Annotated in this window: 14 protein-coding genes; 5 read left to right on the forward strand and 9 right to left on the reverse strand. The window is 70.5% G+C overall.

The window, feature by feature from the left end:
* Positions 1-5: 5 nt before the first annotated feature.
* A complete protein-coding gene (gene pepN / locus ACWC09_RS43425; RefSeq protein WP_450856694.1) occupies positions 6-2441 on the reverse strand; it encodes an aminopeptidase N in 2436 nt (811 codons plus the stop codon).
* A 137-nt stretch (positions 2442-2578) separates the two neighbouring features.
* On the opposite strand from pepN, the gene ACWC09_RS43430 reads away from it, so the two are divergent.
* Positions 2579-3532, forward strand: a complete 954-nt coding sequence (locus ACWC09_RS43430; protein WP_450856696.1) for an NAD(P)H-dependent flavin oxidoreductase — start codon at positions 2579-2581, stop codon at positions 3530-3532.
* Positions 3533-3562: 30 nt separating this feature from the next.
* Here the strand turns inward: ACWC09_RS43430 and ACWC09_RS43435 are convergent, their stop codons facing one another.
* Positions 3563-5023, reverse strand: coding sequence for a phenylacetate--CoA ligase family protein (locus tag ACWC09_RS43435; RefSeq protein WP_450856697.1), 1461 nt, complete (start codon positions 5021-5023; stop codon positions 3563-3565).
* 145 nt (positions 5024-5168) lie between these two features.
* Here ACWC09_RS43435 and ACWC09_RS43440 point away from each other — a divergent pair, with 145 nt between their 5' ends.
* Both ACWC09_RS43440 and ACWC09_RS43445 read left to right on the forward strand, forming a co-directional pair.
* Positions 5169-5933 carry a hypothetical protein gene (locus tag ACWC09_RS43440; protein ID WP_450856699.1) on the forward strand — a complete coding sequence of 255 codons (765 nt, stop codon included), beginning with the start codon at positions 5169-5171 and terminating at the stop codon, positions 5931-5933.
* 134 nt (positions 5934-6067) lie between these two features.
* Positions 6068-6571 carry a signal peptide protein gene (locus ACWC09_RS43445; RefSeq protein WP_450856701.1) on the forward strand — a complete coding sequence of 168 codons (504 nt, stop codon included), beginning with the start codon at positions 6068-6070 and terminating at the stop codon, positions 6569-6571.
* On the opposite strand, the gene ACWC09_RS43450 is transcribed toward ACWC09_RS43445, so the two are convergent.
* The 6 genes from ACWC09_RS43450 to ACWC09_RS43475 all read right to left on the reverse strand — a co-directional run bounded on the left by ACWC09_RS43450 (position 6562) and on the right by ACWC09_RS43475 (position 15074).
* Entirely contained in the window at positions 6562-8340 is a 1779-nt protein-coding gene (locus ACWC09_RS43450) for an RICIN domain-containing protein (protein ID WP_450856714.1), read from the reverse strand. The two genes, ACWC09_RS43445 and ACWC09_RS43450, sit on opposite strands and share 10 nt — an antisense overlap.
* A 53-nt stretch (positions 8341-8393) precedes the next feature.
* Positions 8394-10538 (reverse strand): beta-galactosidase, encoded by a 2145-nt coding sequence (locus ACWC09_RS43455; RefSeq protein ID WP_450856702.1) that lies wholly within the window; start codon positions 10536-10538, stop codon positions 8394-8396.
* A gap of 33 nt (positions 10539-10571) precedes the next feature.
* Positions 10572-11498, reverse strand: coding sequence for a carbohydrate ABC transporter permease (locus tag ACWC09_RS43460; protein ID WP_450856703.1), 927 nt, complete (start codon positions 11496-11498; stop codon positions 10572-10574).
* Positions 11495-12373 carry a carbohydrate ABC transporter permease gene (locus tag ACWC09_RS43465; protein ID WP_450856704.1) on the reverse strand — a complete coding sequence of 293 codons (879 nt, stop codon included), beginning with the start codon at positions 12371-12373 and terminating at the stop codon, positions 11495-11497. Before ACWC09_RS43465 ends, ACWC09_RS43460 begins: the two co-directional genes overlap by 4 nt.
* Position 12374: 1 nt before the next feature.
* The gene (locus ACWC09_RS43470) at positions 12375-13751 is read right to left on the reverse strand and encodes an ABC transporter substrate-binding protein (RefSeq protein ID WP_450856705.1); all 1377 of its coding nucleotides are present in this window, start codon (positions 13749-13751) and stop codon (positions 12375-12377) included.
* A 255-nt stretch (positions 13752-14006) separates the two neighbouring features.
* Positions 14007-15074 carry a LacI family DNA-binding transcriptional regulator gene (locus ACWC09_RS43475; protein WP_450856706.1) on the reverse strand — a complete coding sequence of 356 codons (1068 nt, stop codon included), beginning with the start codon at positions 15072-15074 and terminating at the stop codon, positions 14007-14009.
* A gap of 502 nt (positions 15075-15576) precedes the next feature.
* On the opposite strand from ACWC09_RS43475, the gene ACWC09_RS43480 reads away from it, so the two are divergent.
* Together ACWC09_RS43480 and ACWC09_RS43485 are read left to right on the forward strand one after the other, a co-directional pair.
* Positions 15577-16254, forward strand: coding sequence for an SDR family NAD(P)-dependent oxidoreductase (locus ACWC09_RS43480; protein ID WP_450856707.1), 678 nt, complete (start codon positions 15577-15579; stop codon positions 16252-16254).
* 228 nt (positions 16255-16482) lie between these two features.
* Positions 16483-17148, forward strand: coding sequence for an SDR family NAD(P)-dependent oxidoreductase (locus tag ACWC09_RS43485; protein WP_450856708.1), 666 nt, complete (start codon positions 16483-16485; stop codon positions 17146-17148).
* A gap of 73 nt (positions 17149-17221) precedes the next feature.
* Here ACWC09_RS43485 and ACWC09_RS43490 read toward each other — a convergent pair.
* Positions 17222-17421 (reverse strand): nuclear transport factor 2 family protein (locus tag ACWC09_RS43490; protein WP_450856710.1); only part of this gene is annotated, 200 nt, incomplete at its 5' end.

Below are 17421 nucleotides of genomic sequence, written 5' to 3' on the forward strand. Positions count from 1 at the left end.
CGAAATCAGGCCGACCTGGTGCGGGTACGCAGCATTCGGCTGATCGTGTCCGAGCGTTCCAGGAGGGAGTTGCGGACCACCGGGGGTGCCTCCTTGGCCGCCTGCTGGGCCTTCTCGATGTACGTGGGGTCGATGGCGTGCGGTGGGAAGAGGTGGGTCGTGTAACCCATCGCCTGGATCATTCCGCCCTGGTGGAGCTGGGGGATCGAGGCCAGGTACCGCTCGGCGTAGGGGGCGAGCAGAGCGTCCTGGGAGGGGCGCCAGAAGGCTGTCGCCACCTGGGCGACCGCGCTGATGGGGACCTCGCGGTCCACGGCCAGTTTCTGCCAGACCTCCGCCTTCGCGGTGGCGTCGGGGAGGGCGGCCCGGACGGTGAGGGCGCGGATCCAGGCGTCGGGGTCCGGATCGCGTTCGAGGAGGAGGGCGGTCCGGTCGGACACGTCCGTGCCCAGTTCCGCCTCGCGGACCAGTGCACGCCAGCGCAGGTCCACGTCGTCGCCCGCCTGTTCGCGCAGCCAGGACAGGTCGTCCGCATCACCTGCGGTACGGGCCAGACCGCGCAGCGCGACCTGGCGGCGGCCCGGGTCGGCGGCGAGACGTCGGCACACCGCCGCCAACTCCCCTGTCAGGTCGGCGCGTTCGGCGGGCGGTGCCCACAATTCGGCGATGTTCGCGGCGAGGGTGAGATAGGGCTCGATCACGCTGTCGGACGTCTCGGCCGCGAGGACCGCCGTGATGCACCGCCCGGCCTCGGCCGCCGTGGCATCGCCGGTCGTCAGCATGTCCCAGACGGTGACCGCGGCCACGCCCCGGGAGATGGCCGTGGGCAGCCGCGCCGCCGTACGGAAGAGGGTGTCCCGGGTGGTGGCGTCCGGGCGGGTCGTGGCGAAGGTGAGGTCCTCGTCGTTGACCAGGAGGACGTCCGCGGTGGAGGGCAGGCCGGTGATCGGGGTACGTGCCCGCGACACCTCCACCCGTACCAGCGCGCTGCGCTCGAGGGACTCGCCCTTGGCCTCGTACGCACCCACCGCCAGCACCTGCGGTCGCGGGGCGCCGGTCGTGACCAGCGTGACGGACCCGCCCTCTCGTTCCAGTGAGAAGCGGTCGGTGCCCGCCGTCTCCAGCCAGGCGCCGCGCCAGGCGGTCAGGTCGCGGCCACTGGCCTCGGCGAGGGCGTCGATCAGGTCCTGGAGCGTGGTGGTGCCCCATGCGTGGCGGGCGAAGTAGGCGGCCATGCCGGTGCGGAAGCGGTCCTCGCCCACGTACGTCATGAGCTGATGGAGGACGGAGGCGCCCTTGGGGTAGGTGATGTTGTCGAAGATCGACGCGGCCTGGGCGACGTCGTGGATGGGCTGGTGGATCGGGTGGGAGGCGGGGCCCTGGTCGGACAGATACGCGCGGATCTTGCCGACCACCAGATGGCTCGCCCAGGCGTCCCTGTGCCGGGTGGCGCCCTCGGCCGCCCAGTGGCAGGCGAACTCCGCGAACGCCTCGTTCAGCCAGAGGTCGTCCCACCAGCGCATGGTGACGATGTTGCCGAACCACATGTGCGCCATCTCGTGCAGCAGGACCACGGCGAGGAACTCGCGCTCGGCGGGCGTCGGTTCGGCCCGCCGCAGGAACGCGTCCGACCAGGTCACACAGCCGTAGTTCTCCATCGCCCCGCCGAACTCGGGCACGAACACCTGGTCGTACTTCCGCTGCGGGAACGGCATGGCGAAGGCCTCGGCGTAGAAGGCGAGGCCCTGCCGGGTCAGGGTGAGGATCTCCTCGGCGTCGCGGTCGAGGATCTCGGCGAGCGAGCGGCGGGCGTACAGGCCCAGGTCGTGGCCGTCGGACACGCGTCGGATCTCGTGGAAGGGGCCCGCGTTGACGACGGTGTTGTACACGGACAGCGGCGGGGTGTCCGGAAAGGTCCAGCGGCGGGCCGGGCCCAGCTCCTCCACGCGCGCCTCGCCGGAATTGCTGAGGACGGTCCAGGCGGCCGGGGCCGTGACCGTGAACGCGTGCGGCGCCTTGAGGTCGGGCTGGTCGAAGCAGGCCCACACGTACCGCGCCTCGTCCGGCTCGAAGCTCATCCACACGTAGACCTCGCCGTCCGCGGGGTCGACCGCCTTGTGCACGCCCTGACCGGCGGCCGTGTCGGCCTGGACGCTCTCCACCCGCAGCACGTTGTGCCCGGCGAGGGCGGGCAGGGGGATACGGCCGTCGTCGGAGGGGGTGAGCGCGGTGCCGTTCAGGGCGGCGCTCCGTACCTGTGCCGCGCAGTCCACGAAGGTCTCCGCGCCCGGCTCACGACAGGTGAAGGTCACCGTGGAGACACAGCGGACCTCCGGCCCGCCGGGCAGGTCGGTGAGGTCGATGTCCACGTCGTACCGCTCGACCGCCAACAGCGCGGCCCGTCGCTCGGCTTCGGTGCGGGTCAGGCTCCGGATCCCCATGCGTCCTCCCTCGGCAGACAGCGGAGGCAAGCGTATGACGGGTGGGACCGAAGATCGCAGGCAATTTCCGAGGACGTGACGACGTTGGCGGAAGAACGGCCCAACTTCCCTGCTCTGATCGGGAGATGATGGCAGTCATGGCGTTGTCCACGGAGTTCACACGGAAGTTCGGGGTACGGCATCCGATCGCGTCGGCACCGATGGGCGGTTCGGCCGGCGGTGCGCTGGCGGCGGCCGTGTCCCGCGGCGGAGGGTTCGGGCTGGTGGGTGGCGGGGACCGGGAGTGGCTGGACCGGGAGCTGCCGATCGTGGCCGAGTGCGGGAGGCCCTGGGGGGTGGGGTTCCTGACCTGGCAGGCCGATGCCGGTGTGGTCGAGCACGCGCTGTCGTACGGCCCCACCGCGGTGATGCTCTCGTTCGGGGATCCGATCCCGTTCGCCGAGCGCATCCGTGCGGGCGGCGCGGCGCTGCTCCTCCAGGTCACCGGGGTCGAGGAGGCCCGGCAGGCGCTGGACCTGGGCGCCGACGTCGTCGTGGCGCAGGGGACGGAGAGCGGCGGGCACGGGGCGCGGCACGGCATGTCCACGCTGCCCTTCGTGCCGGTCGTGGTGGATCTGGCCGGGACGGTGCCGGTGCTGGCGGCGGGCGGGATCGCCGACGGGCGCGGGGTGGCGGCGGCGCTGGCCCTGGGCGCCGCCGGAGCGCTCGTCGGTACGCGCTTCCAGGCCACGGCCGAGTCCCTGGCCGACCCTTCGATCGTCAGGGCGATCGTGGCGGGCCGAGGCCAGGACACCGAACGCAACCGCGTCCTCGACATCGCCCGAGGGTCCCGGTGGTCGTCGCGGTACACGGCCCGTACCCTCGGCCACCCCTACCTCGACCGCTGGCGCGACCGGGAAGCCGAACTCGCCGCGAGCCCGGAAGCACAGCAGGCCTACCGGGCCGACGTGGCGCGAGGCGCCGTACCGCCGCTGCCCGTGTGGGCGGGCGAGGGTGTCGATCTGGTCACCGATCTGCCGCCGGCGGAGGAACTGGTCGAGGCGTTGGCCGTTCAGGCCGAGGCGGCGTTGGCCCGAGCGGCAGGCCGTTGAGCGTCGCCCCATCGGCATCGACGAGTGAGCTCAGCCGCGGGTGTAGCGGTGCTTGACCCCCTGGGGGAAGTACTCGGGGTCGCCGAAGTCGCGCAGTTCGATGTGCGGGAGCTGCCGGTCCGCAGGCACGTAGTTGGCGAACTCGCTGTTGAGACGCAGGAGTTGGGCGCGGATGGAACGGGCGGGCTCGGCCGGGTCGCCGTCCTTTCCGGGGGCCCGCTCGACGGTGATGCGCAACTGCCGGTCGTGGGCCTCGTCCTCCACCACCTCCAGGACGAAACGGCCGGTGACCCAGTCGTGGATGCCGGGCTGTTCGAGGCCGACGGTGACGTTCTCCGGGTAGATGTTGGCGCCGAAGAACGACACGGTGAACAGCGACCGGCCGAAGACGTACACGAAGGGCAGACCGCGGGAGTCGGTGCCCGCCGAGGCCACGGGGTCGAAGCCGTGGTCCGCGCAGATGCGGAGCATCTCGTCGTAGGGGATCACTCCACCCTCGTCGGCGATGTGGTACCGGATCAGCGGTACGCCGCTGTCGCCGGTGAACAGCAGGGTGCCCTCGTGCTCCTCGAACCAGCGGCTGCCGGGGTCGTACTGGACGAGGGTGGGCAGCCGCGCGTCGCCGAAGACCTCCCGGGCCGCGTCGGGACGGGCGGCGAAGAAGCGCCGTACGGTGATGCTGAGCGGGGTCTCGTTGCCCAGGACACCCGCGTCGGCCGTGCCGTACAGCGACGCGGTGTCGTGGACGGGGTCGGTCAACCCGGCCCGCTTGCCGACGATGTCCCGCCACTCCTCGCTGAACACCTCGCCGGCGAAGACGAGTTTGACGGCGTACCGACTCCAGTCGAGGCCGGCCGCGGTACCCGTGTCGATGACGTCCTTGAGGAACGGCGGGTAGCCGAGCAGGACCGTCTGGTCGAAGCCGGGGGCGAGTTCGGGCAGGACGCGCAGGATCTCCTCGGGCTTGTTGCCCGGTGCGACGACCGTGACCGGGTAGCCCTTGGCCGACAGCAGACGTACGCAGTTGGTGGTGAACAGGCCGCCGACCCAGGTGCCCAGCGGGAAGCAGACCACGGCCAGTGTGGAGCGCCCGGCGGCCCGGAAGGCGTCGGCGAAGATCTGCTCGAAGCGGCGGGCGATGTGCAGCTCGTCGACGACGGACCGGGGCCACAGGGTGGGCCGGCCGCTCGACCCGGAGGAGACGGCCACGATGTCCAGGTCCGCCGGGCGGCCGTCGCGGCAGCGGTCGGCCAGCGGGTAGCGGTGGTGGTACGACGCCTTGTCGGTCAGCGGCAGCTCACGGAACGCCTCCAGGGTGCGCACACCGTCCGGATCGATGCCGTGCTCGGCGAGGAAGGCGCCGTATGCCGGGACGGTGGCGGCCACCTGGTGGAACAGCGCCAGAACGTCGGGGGAGGAGGTGAGCGCCGTGTCGTCGGCGAACTCCGTCAGGGCGGCGGCGAGCCTGCGGGGGCGGTCGGGGTCCAGCACGGTGCGCACCATCCACTCGGGTCGAGGGCCAGGTCTGCCGAGCGGTGACGTTACCGGCACGCACCGCGGCCCATCTGCGTGAGGTGCGCCTCCCTGGGTAGGTGCCAGGCAGGCCAGGGAATACACCGCACCCGCGGGAGACCCCATGAGCGTCACCCTCGTCCATCCCCGCCCCAAGTTCCACCCGGCCCCGCTCACCGAGCCGCCGCCGTCCGGCTACCTCCACCTCGCCGCCACGGTCCGGCCGCCCACCGGGGGCCTCGGCCGGCCCGGCCACGGCCGTGACAAGGCGCTGCTGCTCGACATGCTGCGCGCCGAGACCGAGGACCTGGCGAGTCTCGCCGAGGTGAAACGGGCGAGCGTGTTCCGGGCCGCCGCCGTCGCGCATGCCATCGGCTGGGACCCGCCGGGCAGCCCGCACCGCGCCCCCTACGACGTGGCGGTGCTGGTGGAGACCAGGTCACCGCAGGACATCCCGGCCGTGCAGGACACCGTCGCCTACCGCAACCTGCGCCGACGTCTCGAACACCACTGCAGCGACCTCCACGAGCTGACGGCCCGCTGCGGCAAGTGCGTGGCCGACGTCGACCGCACCCACCAGGGACTGTTCCTCTTCCACTACTTCCTCGGCGAGAACCCACAGCGCGTCGCCGAGCTCTGGGAGCACCTCGCGGGTTGGTACGCCGTCGAGACCGGCCTGGACAACGCCCTGCTGCTGGAGCCCCTCGACGCCACGGCCTCGCACTACACGCACATCGGCCACGCCCGCTGGGACATGGGCCTCCCCACCGCCGCCCTGCGCCAGTTCAGCAAGCCGAGCTTCTACCGCTTCCTCCAGCCCACCCTGCGGGAGAACCACACGACCGCGATGCCGGTGTTCTACCACCTCGTACGGCTGCGGGACCGCTGAAGGCGCGCTCTCCAGGCCGCACGGACGACGGCCGCCACGGCCGGCTCGTCCATTCGGTTGATCCGTGCCACGACGAGGGCACTTACCATGATCGCGGAGTAACCCCCCACCCTCGCACATGGAGGATCCAGCACGTGCCCCTCACGAACAAGCGTCTCGCGACCGCGGCAGCCCTGGTGCTGACCGCGACCCTCGCCGGAATGGCCGGCGCCGGCCCCGCGCTGGCAAGCACGGCACCGGTCACCGCGGCGACGTCGACGGCCGCGAGCGCGGCTCCCGTCGACTTCGTCGACCTGACCGCGAGCCCCCTGCCGGCCGCCGCGAAGCCGCACACCTTCACGGTCACCTACCACAACGACTCGGCGGCGGACCAGGTCGTCGCCCCGCAGATCCTGGTGGAGTCGCCGGACGCGGGACCATTCCTGAGCCCCTCGGACGTCGAGCTCGAACGACAGAAGGCGGACGGCTGCTGGACGGCCGTACGACTCGGAAGCCAGACCGGCACGTTGTTCACCGACCTGTCGACCGCCCAGCGCACCCTGCACCCCGGTGAGACGCTCACCGAGCGGTTCCGGCTGACCGTGACCAACGCGTCCGCGGCGGGCACGGTCCAGCCGAGAATAGCGCTCTACGGCTGAACGCGCGCCCTGCCGGCCCCTGCGGGGGCCGGCACCAGCCGCCACTCCTGCGAGCCGTCCAAGGCCGCGTTCTGCAAGGTCAGCGCGGCCCCGGCGGAAGCACCGGTCAGGTACAGGCTCGTGTTCCTGACCGCCTGGAGCCGGTAGTAGCCGTCGGTGGTCCTGATCAGGTTCCAGCTGCCGGTGGGGCTGTTGTCGACCCACTGACCGATCCGCTGCCCCACGGTCGCGTTCCCCGTCCAGATCGCCGCCGCGCGGCCCCCGGACCTGTTCAACAGCGTGGTGCCGCCCTGCGGTTCGGTCACCACATGCCAGTACTGGGTGTCCCTGTTCGCCGCCGAGCCGGCGTCTTCGAGGACGACATCGGGCACATCGCCGTTGCCGATGTTCGCGTCGTTGGTCTTTCCGCCCGTGCCGATCACCTGGCCGGTCTTGCGGTTCACCAACTGGTAGGAGGCGCCCGCCGATCGGCCGAGGTCGACCTCCGCGTAGGCGATCGTCGACGTGCCCTGGTTGTTGAGGATCGAGATACGGCCGGTGCCCTGGACGTACTGCAGACTGCGGCTGTAACCGGCCGGCGAGGTCGTCTGGTACTCCGTCCATGTGCCGTCGCTGCGCCCGCTCGCGTTGACCCAGACGTTGCCGCTGCCGGCCGCGTTGTAGACGAGACGCCCGTCCGGGAGGCGGATGAGGACCGGGCTGCCGTTCACCGCGAGGGGATGTGAACCGGCGGTCACCGGAAGAGAGGTGACGGGATTGCCCGTCGAACCGGCGTAGAATTTCAGCGGGTTGTCGGCGACGGCATAGCGGGTGTTGACCCCGCCGCCCCAATACTCGTACGTCAGAAGCCACTTGCCGTCCGTCGTCGGCACGACGTTCGTCATGCCCGGCCGACCGCCGCCGATCTCCGTCTTGCCGCCGCCCATGTCCTGGTTCAGGCCCGCGACATCGACGACCGGACCGCTCCACCGCGCACTGCGGCCGTCCCAGGTCCGGTGCGCCAGGATCTGGCCGTGCGAGTCCGTGGCGGTGTCGTTCGCGGGGTCCGGGGTGGGCACACCCGTGGCCGGGTCGAAGCCGGTGTAGTCGTTCTCGTCGGAGTAGTAGCAGACGAGCTTGCCCTGATAGACCATCAGGTACGGCTCCCAGAGGGGATCCACCTGCTTGTAGGTGTTCGCGGTGGCGACGTTCTGGCCGATCGCCCCCGCGCTGCCTCCCTGCCGGCCGCCGGTCGCGACGACGTTGACGACCTTCCACGTGGCGCCCCGGTCGCTGCTGGTGTACAGCGCGATCGCCAGGTTCTTGCGGTCGCCGTCGTTGGACGGCGTCCAGTTCGGGTCGGCCGCCTTGTGCTCCTGGTAGTAGGAGTCGTCGCCGGAGACGACACTGGCCAGGAGCAGGGTGCCCGCCTTGAGGTTCCCGACGTCCTGGGGAAGGACGTAGAGATACGGGTTGGTCCAATTGCTGGTGTACTTCGCGTACGTGGGGTCGTCGGAGAGGTACGCGGGAGCCTTGACCTCCGAGAGCGCCTGCCACGAGGTGCCGTTGTCGTCGCTCTTGTAGACGGGGAGCGTCTGTCCGTCGGCGCTGCCGCTCGACGGTACGACGGTGGACTTCTCGAACGCCGCGACCAGCCGTCCGCCCGGCAGCTGCGCCGACTTGGGATAGATCGCGCAGTTGCCCCGCCCCTTGAGGCACGGTTCGTTGCCGAGCTGGTAGAGGACGCCGCCCGTCGGGTTGTACGCCTGCGCACCGGCCAGGGGCACCATCACCAGCGCGGTCGCCGCGACGAACGTTCCGAGCGCCTTGCTCCGACTTCTTCTCAACTCCGGGTCTCCTTCTGGCTGATGAGGACCCGCACGTCCCACGCGCCGAGCTCCAGCGCGCCGCCTGCGGGGATACGACTGCTGTTCAGTGCGTCGGTGAGGTCCAGCGGGACCCGCAAACTCCTCGGCTCCCAGCTCCAGTTGTGGACGACGTGGACACGGCGGCCGTCGGGAGAGGTGCCGGACGTCGTCGTGACGGACGCCGGCAGGTCCGGCCACGGGGTGCGCGCCCGCGGCGCCAGCCAGGCGGCCAGCGCCTGGGCGAGATCGCGGCCGGGCACGGTGCCGACGTAGGTGATCCGGCCCTCGCCGTGGCAGCGGGTGGTGACCGCCGGCCAGCGGCCGAAGTGCGGGTGGTCGTACGTGACCAGCACCTCGGCGTCGGAGACGGTCAGACCGTCGGCCCAGCGTGTGGCGGTGGCGTGCTCCGGGAGCGTCAGCGGGCCGTCGGGCGCGGCACGCACGGGGATGTCCTCGAGGAGGTTGCTGAATTCGTCGTAGGTCACACCGGCGGCCTCGGCCAGACGTCCCGGCGCCGGTTCGGTGCGGGCCCGTGCCTCGTGGTCGGCGTAGCCGGTGCGCGGGCCCAGGACCAGGTGGCCGCCCGCCTCGGCGTACGCGCCCAGCCAGTCGAGCGTGGAGTCGGCGGCGACGTAGAACGCCGGGACGACGAGGACCGGGTGCCGGGTGACGGCCTCCTTGGGCGAGAGTCCGTCCCGCTCCCCGCGCGGGTCGTGCAGTTGGCGGGCGTGGACGATGCGGACCTGGCGGCGCGCGTCGAAGGCGCCGCGGTAGAAGGGGTCGAGGATGCGATGGTAGGCGGTCGGATCGGGGCTGCCGTCCGGCTTGGCCAGCGGCGGATACTTCTGCATGAGCCACTTGCTCGGCGTGGAGTACACCAGCGTGATGTCGGCGTCCGGTTCGAGCCCGGCGACGAGCGGGCCCGCCGTCTCGAACTCGGCTCCCAGACGGGCGAGTTCGGCATACGTCCGCCCCGGGCGGCCGGTGTGCGGGAGGACGCCGCCCCAGTAGGTCTCGGCGCCGAAGTGCAGGGTGTGCCAGTGCCAGTACTCGATCATGCGGGCGCCGCGTGCGACGAGCGCCCAGGCGGCCTGACGCCACTGGCCGTCGTAGGCGGGGCGGTTGTGCCACGGTTCGCCGATGGAGCCCGCGTTGGTCTCGGTGACCAGGAAGGGTTCCTGGCGGGAGGAGAACATCCAGTCGGCGGTCTGGTACAGCGACCACACGCCCGTGGTCTTCCAGGTCTGCTCATGGCCGTCGGGCGTGGGGTCGGGCACCAGCAGACCGTCCTGCATCTCGTAGTACGGGTTGCCCGAGGCGATGTCGAGGCGGTCGGTCAGTTCGTCGTCCTCGACCCCGGCGCGGGTGTAGGAGATGCAGGTGGTGACGGCCTGGTCGGGGCGGGCGTACTCGCGCACGATGTCGGCCTGCCAGCCGATGAACTCGGTGACCTGGCGGGCCTGGAACTCCCGCCAGGCGACGTCGTACTGAGGTTGCGCGTTGCCGTCCGGGGTCCACAGGTCGGCCCAGGTGGAGAGTCGGTGAGACCAATAGACCAGGCCCCACTCCTTGTTGAGGGTCTCGACGTCGCCGTACTTCTCGCGGAGATGGTCCACGAAGCGCTGGAAGACGCCGTGATTGTGGAAGAGCTCCAGGCCGGGCTCGTTGTCGACCTGGAAGCCGATGACCGCGGGGTGGTCCGCGTAGCGGGCGACGACCTTGCGGATGACCCGCTCGGCGTGGAAGCGGAACGCCGGGTGGGTGAAGTCGACCTCCTGCCGGGCGCCCCAGCCGATGCGCTCGCCGGTGCGTCGCTCGCCGGTGATCTCGGGGTACTGGCGGGCGAGCCACGGTGGCACCGCGTACGTCGGCGTCCCGAGGACCACCGAGATGCCCCGCTCATGGGCGCCGTCCAACACCGGTTGCAGCCAGTCGAGTGCGAAGCGACCGTTCTCCGGCTCCCATGTCGACCACACCGACTCACCGACCCGGATGACGCTGAAGCGGGCGTCGGCCATGAGGTCCAGGTCGGTCTTGAGTCGTTCGTCGGGCCGTTCGTGCGGCTGGTACTCGTGGTAGTACGCGGCACCGAACAGGACGCGGGCAGGCAGAGCCGCCATGAAGGAAACCTCCGAAGAATGGGGGGAGTCGGGCTACTGTTTGACGCCGCCGGTGGCCAGGCCGCTCTGCCAGTACCGCTGGAGCAGGAGGAAGGCCGCGACGAGGGGGACGATCGAGATCAGCGAGCCGGTGACGACGAGCGCGATCATGTCGCTGCTGGCGCCGGCCCCGCCGTTCTGGGCCTGCGCGGCCCAGGAGGAGAGGCCGACCGTGATCGGATAGAGGCTGGTGTCGTTGAGCATGATCAGCGGCAGGAAGTAGTTGTTCCAGGTCGCCACCAGCGTGAACAGCAGGACCGTCACCAGACCCGGCGCCAGCAGTCGCAGCGCGATCCGGAAGAAGATCTTCGCCTCGCCCGCGCCGTCGATCCGGGCGGCCTCGAGGAGGCTGTCCGGGATGGCGTCGGCCGCGTAGATCCGCATCAGGTACAGGCCGAACGGGTTGACGAGGGAAGGCAGGATGACGGCCCACGGGGTGTTGACCAGGCCGGCCTTCGCGAACAGCAGGTAGGTCGGGATCGCCAGCGCCGTGGTCGGCACCATGACCGCGCCGAGGACCAGGTTGAAGGCGATCCGGTCGCCGCGGAAGCGGAACTTGGCGAACCCGTACCCGCCGGCGGCCGCGAGCAGCGCGGCACCGACCGCGCTGACGACGGCGTACACCACCGTGTTGAGCAGCCAGCGCGCGAAGACGCCGTTGTCCTGGGTGAAGGTCTCCTTGATGTTCGTCAGCAGCCGTGGGGTGTGCGAGAACCACAGGCCGAAGCTGTCGAACAGGTCCTGGGCGCTCTTCGTCGAGGCGATCAGCAGCCAGAACAGGGGGAGGAGGAAGTAGGCCAGGGCGGCCAGCATGGCGATGGTGAGCGGGGTGCTGCGGCGGGCCCTGGGCCCGCGGGCGGGAGTCGTGCGGGCCGGCACCGCGGCCGTTGTGGCGACCGTCTCGGGCGCTGTGGTCGTCATGGCGTCCTCCTGCGGTTGGCGGTCAGCAGGACGCCGTAGGAGACGATCACGATGAGGAGGCCGAGGAGGAAGGACACCGTGGCGGCGTAGTTGACCTGGTTGCCGGTGAAGGCGAGGGAGTAGGCGTACAGATTGGCGGTGTAGGAGCTGCTGATGACGTCCGGGGCGATCTTCATCAGCAGGTTCGGTTCGTTGAAGAGCTGGAAGCTGCCGATCACGGAGAACAGCAGGGTCAGCATCAACGCCGGGCGGAGCGCGGGCAGTTTGACGGACCAGGCGATCCGCCAGGCACCCGCGCCGTCCATCGCGGCCGCCTCGTACAGCTCGTGGGGGATCGTGCGCAGGGCGGCGTACAGGATGATCATGTTGTAGCCGACGAACTCCCAGGTCACGATGTTGGCCAGGCTGCCGAGCATCCAGCCGTCGCTGAGGAAGTGCGGGACCGGCAGGTCCAGCTTCCGGCTCAGCTGGGCGAACGGGCCGAAGTCCGGGCCATAGAGGTAGCCCCACATGAGGGCGGCGACCACGCTGGGCACGGCGTACGGGACGAAGATGCCGAGGCGGATCACCCGGGCCAGCCGCAGCAGCCCGCTGTCGAGCGCGAGGGCGAACAGAAGCGCCAGCAGCAGCATCACGGGGACCTGGATGACGAAGAACAGGGCCACGCGGCCGACGCCGTGCAGGAGTTGGGAGTCCCCGAGGGCCTGGACGTAGTTGTCGAGCCCGACGAAGACGGTGCCGCCGATCAGACGTTCCTGGAAGAGGCTGAGATAGGCGGCGTAGCCGAGCGGGGCGAGGAAGAGCAGCAGGAACAGCACCAGGAAGGGGGCGACGAACAGCGGTCCCGCCGACCGGTGCCGGCGTACGGCGGCCATCTCAGCCCCCCTTGACGGTGAAGCCCTGGGCCTTGGCGTACGTCGTCAGCCGTGACTGCCAGCTGCCGAGGGCGGCGGTCGTGTCGGACCGGTCGGCGAGGGACTTGCCGACCGTCTCCGTCCAGTCGGTGGCCGCCTGGTCGAGGAACGGGGGCCACTGGAAAGTGGAGTTGACGGTGTCACCGATCTCGGCGAAGAGCTGGTTGACCTTCTGTCCGCCGTAGAAGGCCGGGGCGTCACCGGTGAACTCGGCGTCCGTCAGCAGGGCCTTGGTGGCAGGGAAGAAGAACTGCTCGGTGGCGAACATCTTCGCGCTCGCCGGGTCGCTGTTGAGGAACTGCGCGAACACCGCCGCGGCGATGGGGTTCTTGGTGGAACGCAGAACCGCGGTGGTCGAGCCGCCCCAGTTGCCCGAGCTGGGCCTGGCCGGGTCCCACTGCGGCAGCGGGGCCGCCCGCCACTTGCCGGCGGTGGCCTTGGCGGAGCCGGAGAGGAAGACGGGGCCCCAGGCCGCGGTCAGCCAGGTGGCGTACTTGCCCTTGTTGAAGCCGGTGTACCAGGCGTCGGTGAAGTCGGGGTCGGTGCTGATGACGCCCTCCTTCGCGAGGCCGCCCCAGTAGTCGCCGAGCTTCTTCGACACCGCGTCGTCGACGCTGATGGCGATGTCGCTCCTGCCGGAGGTGACGTACGGCTTCGCGCCGGCCTGCCACAACAGGCCGTGCCAGGCGGCGGGTTGGTTCGCCGCGAGGTTGGTGAGGTAGACGCCGGGGTCGGCCTTGTGGAGCTTGCGGGCCGCCGCGGCGAACTCGTCCCAGGTCTTCGGGACCTGGATGCCGTGCTTGTCGAAGATGTCCTTGCGGTACAGCATGCCCATCGGGCCGGTGTCCTGCGGGATCGCCCAGACCTCGCCCTTCGTGCCGCTGATCTGGCCCCAGGTCCAGTCCACGAAACGGCTCTTGAGCGCGTCGGCGCCGTACGGCCGCAGATCCAGCAGGCTGTCGGTGATCGTGAAGGTCGGGATGGCCTGGTACTCCAGCTGCACCATGTCCGGGGCGCCGGTGCCCGCCTTGAGCGCCGTACGCAACTTCGTGTACTGGGGCGTCCCCTGGCCCGCGTTGACGACCTTGACCTTGATGGCCGGGTACTTCTTCTCGAAGAGGGCGATCTCCTTGGCGATGTTCGGGACCCAGGTCCAGAACGTCAGTTGGGTCGGCGTCTTCATCGCCTTGTCGATGTCGGCCTGGCCGACCGGCTTGGCCGACCCGGACGAGCCGCCGGAGTCGCCGCCACCGCACGCGGTGAGTGCGGCACCGAGGGAGAGGGCTCCCGTGGTGGTGAGAAACAGGCGACGGCTCATGGAGGAGGCGTTTCTGGGCATGGTGAACTCCCGCCGAAGACAGAGAGGAGGGCACGCCTGGCGAGGGCGTACGAGGGTGTGGGAAGAGACGGACGCGGTCGGGTCGCGTTCGTGTGGATACGGGCTCACGACACAGCGGGTCGCGGCCGGGGGGTGCGGGTGGTGAGGCAGGTCCGTGGATCAGACAGTGGTATGTCACATACCACTGTCTGCTCGGCCCTCCTGCCTCAGCTGTAAGCCCCTGTGGCTTACCGGAGTTGGGCTGACCGGAGCGGGTCAGACGCGGGTGGAGGAACCTCCCTTCGGGGGCGCCGTGGAGGCGCGGATGATGAGGTCGACCGGAGGGGGGCTCGCCGGCAGGGGGTCGGCGTCCGGGTTCTCGATGGCGTGCACCAGACGCTTGAGTCCTTCCTGCGCCATGGCGTCGAAGGGTTGCCGCACCGTGGTCAGGGGAGGAGTGACGTACGCGGCCACCGGGATGTCGTCGAAGCCGACCACGCTCACGTCGCCGGGCACGCGCCGCCCGGCCTCCGTCAGCGCGTGGACCAGGCCGATCGCCATGTCGTCGTTGGCGACGAAGACGGCGGTGACTTCGGGGTCCCGGGCGAACTCGCGACCCGCCGCGTACCCGGACGCGGCCGACCAGTCGCCCTCGACCGCCGGGGGCACGTCCTTGCCCAGCGCGGTCAGCGTCGCCCGCCACCCTTCCAGGCGGTCCCGGGCGGCGTACCACCGCTGCGGGCCCGCAAGGTGATGGACCGTCATATGGCCGAGCCCCAGCAGGTGTTCGGTGGCGGCACGGGCCATCAGATCGGCACCCCGGCCCGCGGTCAGCACCGCCGGGGAGGTGATCGGTGGCGGCGGTGCGCCGATGACGAGGACCGGTACGTCCACCCGGAGGGGATCGGCCGAGCCGTCGCCCTCCTCGTCGATCGGCTCGGAGATGACGATGCCGTCCACGCCCTGGTCGAGAAGCGAGTCCACGGCACCGGCGAGACCCGCCGGGTCGCCCTCCATCGTGTTGACCACGCGCAGCGCGTACCCGGTGTCCCGCACCACCCGCTCGACACCCATGAGCAGCGAGGCGGGACCGTACAAGGCGGTTCCCAGGGTGATCACGCCGATCGAGCGGGTGCGTCCGGAGGCCAGTGCCCGGGCGGCGTTGTTGCGCCGGTAGCCGAGCTGTTCGGCGGCGTCGAGGACGCGTCTGCGCGCCTCGGCGGAGACATAGGGCTCCTCGTTGAAGACACGCGAGACCGTCTTCTGCGAGACCCCGGCGAGGCGGGCCACGTCCACGCTGTTCGGCGCGGCGGATCCACTGCTCCGCCCTGTGCCTCGCGTCATGGTGCCTCCCGGTGGCGCTCGAACGAGCCCCAATGATGTCAGACACCGCCGTCTGACTGCGTAGTCATGTCTACGCAGTCATAAGCGTGCCGTCAAGAGTCCGGGACGCATCTCGTGGCCTGGCTGAAAGCGAAGGGGGGAGGGAGGCCTCCTGATCCGCTCTGCTCCGAGCTGCCTGGCGGGGTCGGCAGGTCGAGGAGGCTGACGCGCCGTCCCCCATGACCCGTGGCGGCCCCGGCCATCCGCCGCGGCGCCCGCAACGTCACCCGCCACGGAACTTCCTGGGTCGCTGCCCAGGGGTCCGACGGTGCCTCTTCGCTTCGATGTCCGGCGGCTGCGTCGAACTGACCGCGGCGGCGGGATGGCGCCAATCGGAGCGCCCTATCCACTTCTGGTGTTATGTTGATCCCGGCGAACCGGAAAGGTCTATCCGGATCGCCGAACTGGACAGACCTGTCCATATCTTCCTGACTCCCTCTGGACGCCTTACGGAAGGATCGCTGTGACCAGCATCGCCATCGTCGGAGCCGGCCCCCAGCTGGGCCTGGCCATCGCCCGCACCTTCGGCTCCCAGGGCTTCGACGTCGCCCTGATCTCCCGCAACCGCGACAAGCTCGACGACCTCGTGGGCAAGCTCACCGCCGAGGGCATCAACGCCGCGGCGTTCCCCGCGGACGTACTCGACCGCGACGCACTCACCCAGGCGCTCGAGAACGCCGCCGCGCGGTTCGGCGGCATCGACGTCCTGGAGTACTCGCCGCTCGGACAGTTCGGCCAGGTCGTCCTGACCACCCCGGCCGAGAGCGACCCGGCTCATGTTCAGCACGAGATCGAGTTCCAGCTCTACGGTGCCATCGCCGCCACCAACGCGGTGCTGCCCGCGATGCGGGAGGCCGGCACCGGCACCCTGCTCTACACCACAGGCGCCGGCTCCCTCGACCCCGTGCCGGTGGTCGGCAACGTCAACGCCGCCGCTGCCGCGCTGCGCAACTGGGCGGTCAACCTTCACAAGGAGCTGGACGGCACCGGCATCCAGGCCGCCCACGTCGGCATCGACGTGTCGATCGCCGTCTCCCTCATCCCTGGCCGGCCGGTGGCCCGGCCCGAGGACATCTCCCCGGTCTACTGGGAGCTGCACACCACCAAGCGGGACCAGGGCGAAATCGTCTTCCAGGGCTGAGGCCTCCGACACCTGCCGAGCTGATCGACCTGGTGCTGTCCGGCCGGATCGACCCGGGCAAGGTCTTCGACCTGCTCCGCCGCTGGAACAGGTCGCCGAGGGGTACAAGGCGATGGATGAGCGCCGCGCCATCAAGACCTTTCTCCAGCCCCGACCGAACACACCGAGCCACCCCCGGGTCGTACGGCCGACCGTGCGACCCGGGCCCGCTCCGTTCAAGGAGTTCCCGTGACGACCTTCGCCCTCGTCGGCGCCGGCCCCGGCCTCGGGCTCGCCACCGCCCGCCGTTTCGGAGCCGCCGGCCACAACGTCGCCCTTCTCTCCCGCAGCGCCGGGAAGCTGGAGGAGCTGGCAGAGGAACTGACCCGCGACGCCATCCAGGCCCGCGGTTTCACCACTGACGTACTGGACCCCTCATCCCTCACCGCGGCCCTGCACACGGCGGCCGACGCCCTCGGGCCGATCGAGATCCTCCAGTACAGCCCCGCGCCCCGCGCCGACTTCATGAAGCCGGTCCTCGACACGAGCGCCGCCGACCTCGACGCGCCCCTGTCCTTCTCGGTGAAGGGTCCGGTCACCGCGGTGCACGCCGTGCTGCCCGGCATGCGCGAACTCGGCCGCGGCACGCTCCTGTTCGTCAACGGCGGCACCGCCGTACGCCCGCACCCGGACCGGGCCGGCACCTCGATCGCCTTCGCCGGCGAGAGCGCCTACGCGCGGATGCTCCACGACGCCCTCGCCCCGGAGAACATCCACGTCGCCCAGTTGGTCATCCCGGGAGCCATCCGCCCCGACGCCGAGCACAGCAGCCCTGACGCCCTGGCCGAGCGCCTGTTCGCCATCCACCACAAGCGTGACGGCTTCCGGCACTACTCCGAGCCGCTGCCGGACTGACCGCATCCCCCGGCGACCGCAAACGGGGGTGCGGCGGCAGAGACTCCGTCCGCCGCCGCACTCCCCCCACCACTCAGTCGGTCATGGCCTCCCGCACGAGTGCGGTGTCGACGAACTGCTCGAAGCGGACGATGAGTCCACCCCGTACGACGAAGTGGTGGGCGACGCGGACGTCGATCGGTTTGCCGGTGGCCTTGTTGACGGCGGTGTAGCGGGCCAGGACGACGACGTTCTCGCCGTCGACGACGTAGGTGTCGTCGTGGGCGGCCCAGC

Source organism: Streptomyces sp. NPDC001617 (assembly GCF_053596855.1).

Excerpts from the sequence above, each read along its gene's own strand:
- pepN (WP_450856694.1), bottom strand. The coding sequence starts at position 2,441 with ATGGGGATCCGGAGCCTGACCCGCACCGAAGCCGAGCGACGGGCCGCG.
- ACWC09_RS43430 (WP_450856696.1), top strand. The coding sequence starts at position 2,579 with ATGGCGTTGTCCACGGAGTTCACACGGAAGTTCGGGGTACGGCATCCG.
- ACWC09_RS43440 (WP_450856699.1), top strand. The coding sequence starts at position 5,169 with ATGAGCGTCACCCTCGTCCATCCCCGCCCCAAGTTCCACCCGGCCCCG.
- ACWC09_RS43450 (WP_450856714.1), bottom strand. The coding sequence starts at position 8,340 with ATGGTGCCCCTGGCCGGTGCGCAGGCGTACAACCCGACGGGCGGCGTC.
- ACWC09_RS43455 (WP_450856702.1), bottom strand. The coding sequence starts at position 10,538 with ATGGCGGCTCTGCCTGCCCGCGTCCTGTTCGGTGCCGCGTACTACCAC.
- ACWC09_RS43460 (WP_450856703.1), bottom strand. The coding sequence starts at position 11,498 with ATGACGACCACAGCGCCCGAGACGGTCGCCACAACGGCCGCGGTGCCG.
- ACWC09_RS43465 (WP_450856704.1), bottom strand. The coding sequence starts at position 12,373 with ATGGCCGCCGTACGCCGGCACCGGTCGGCGGGACCGCTGTTCGTCGCC.
- ACWC09_RS43470 (WP_450856705.1), bottom strand. The coding sequence starts at position 13,751 with ATGCCCAGAAACGCCTCCTCCATGAGCCGTCGCCTGTTTCTCACCACC.
- ACWC09_RS43475 (WP_450856706.1), bottom strand. The coding sequence starts at position 15,074 with ATGACGCGAGGCACAGGGCGGAGCAGTGGATCCGCCGCGCCGAACAGC.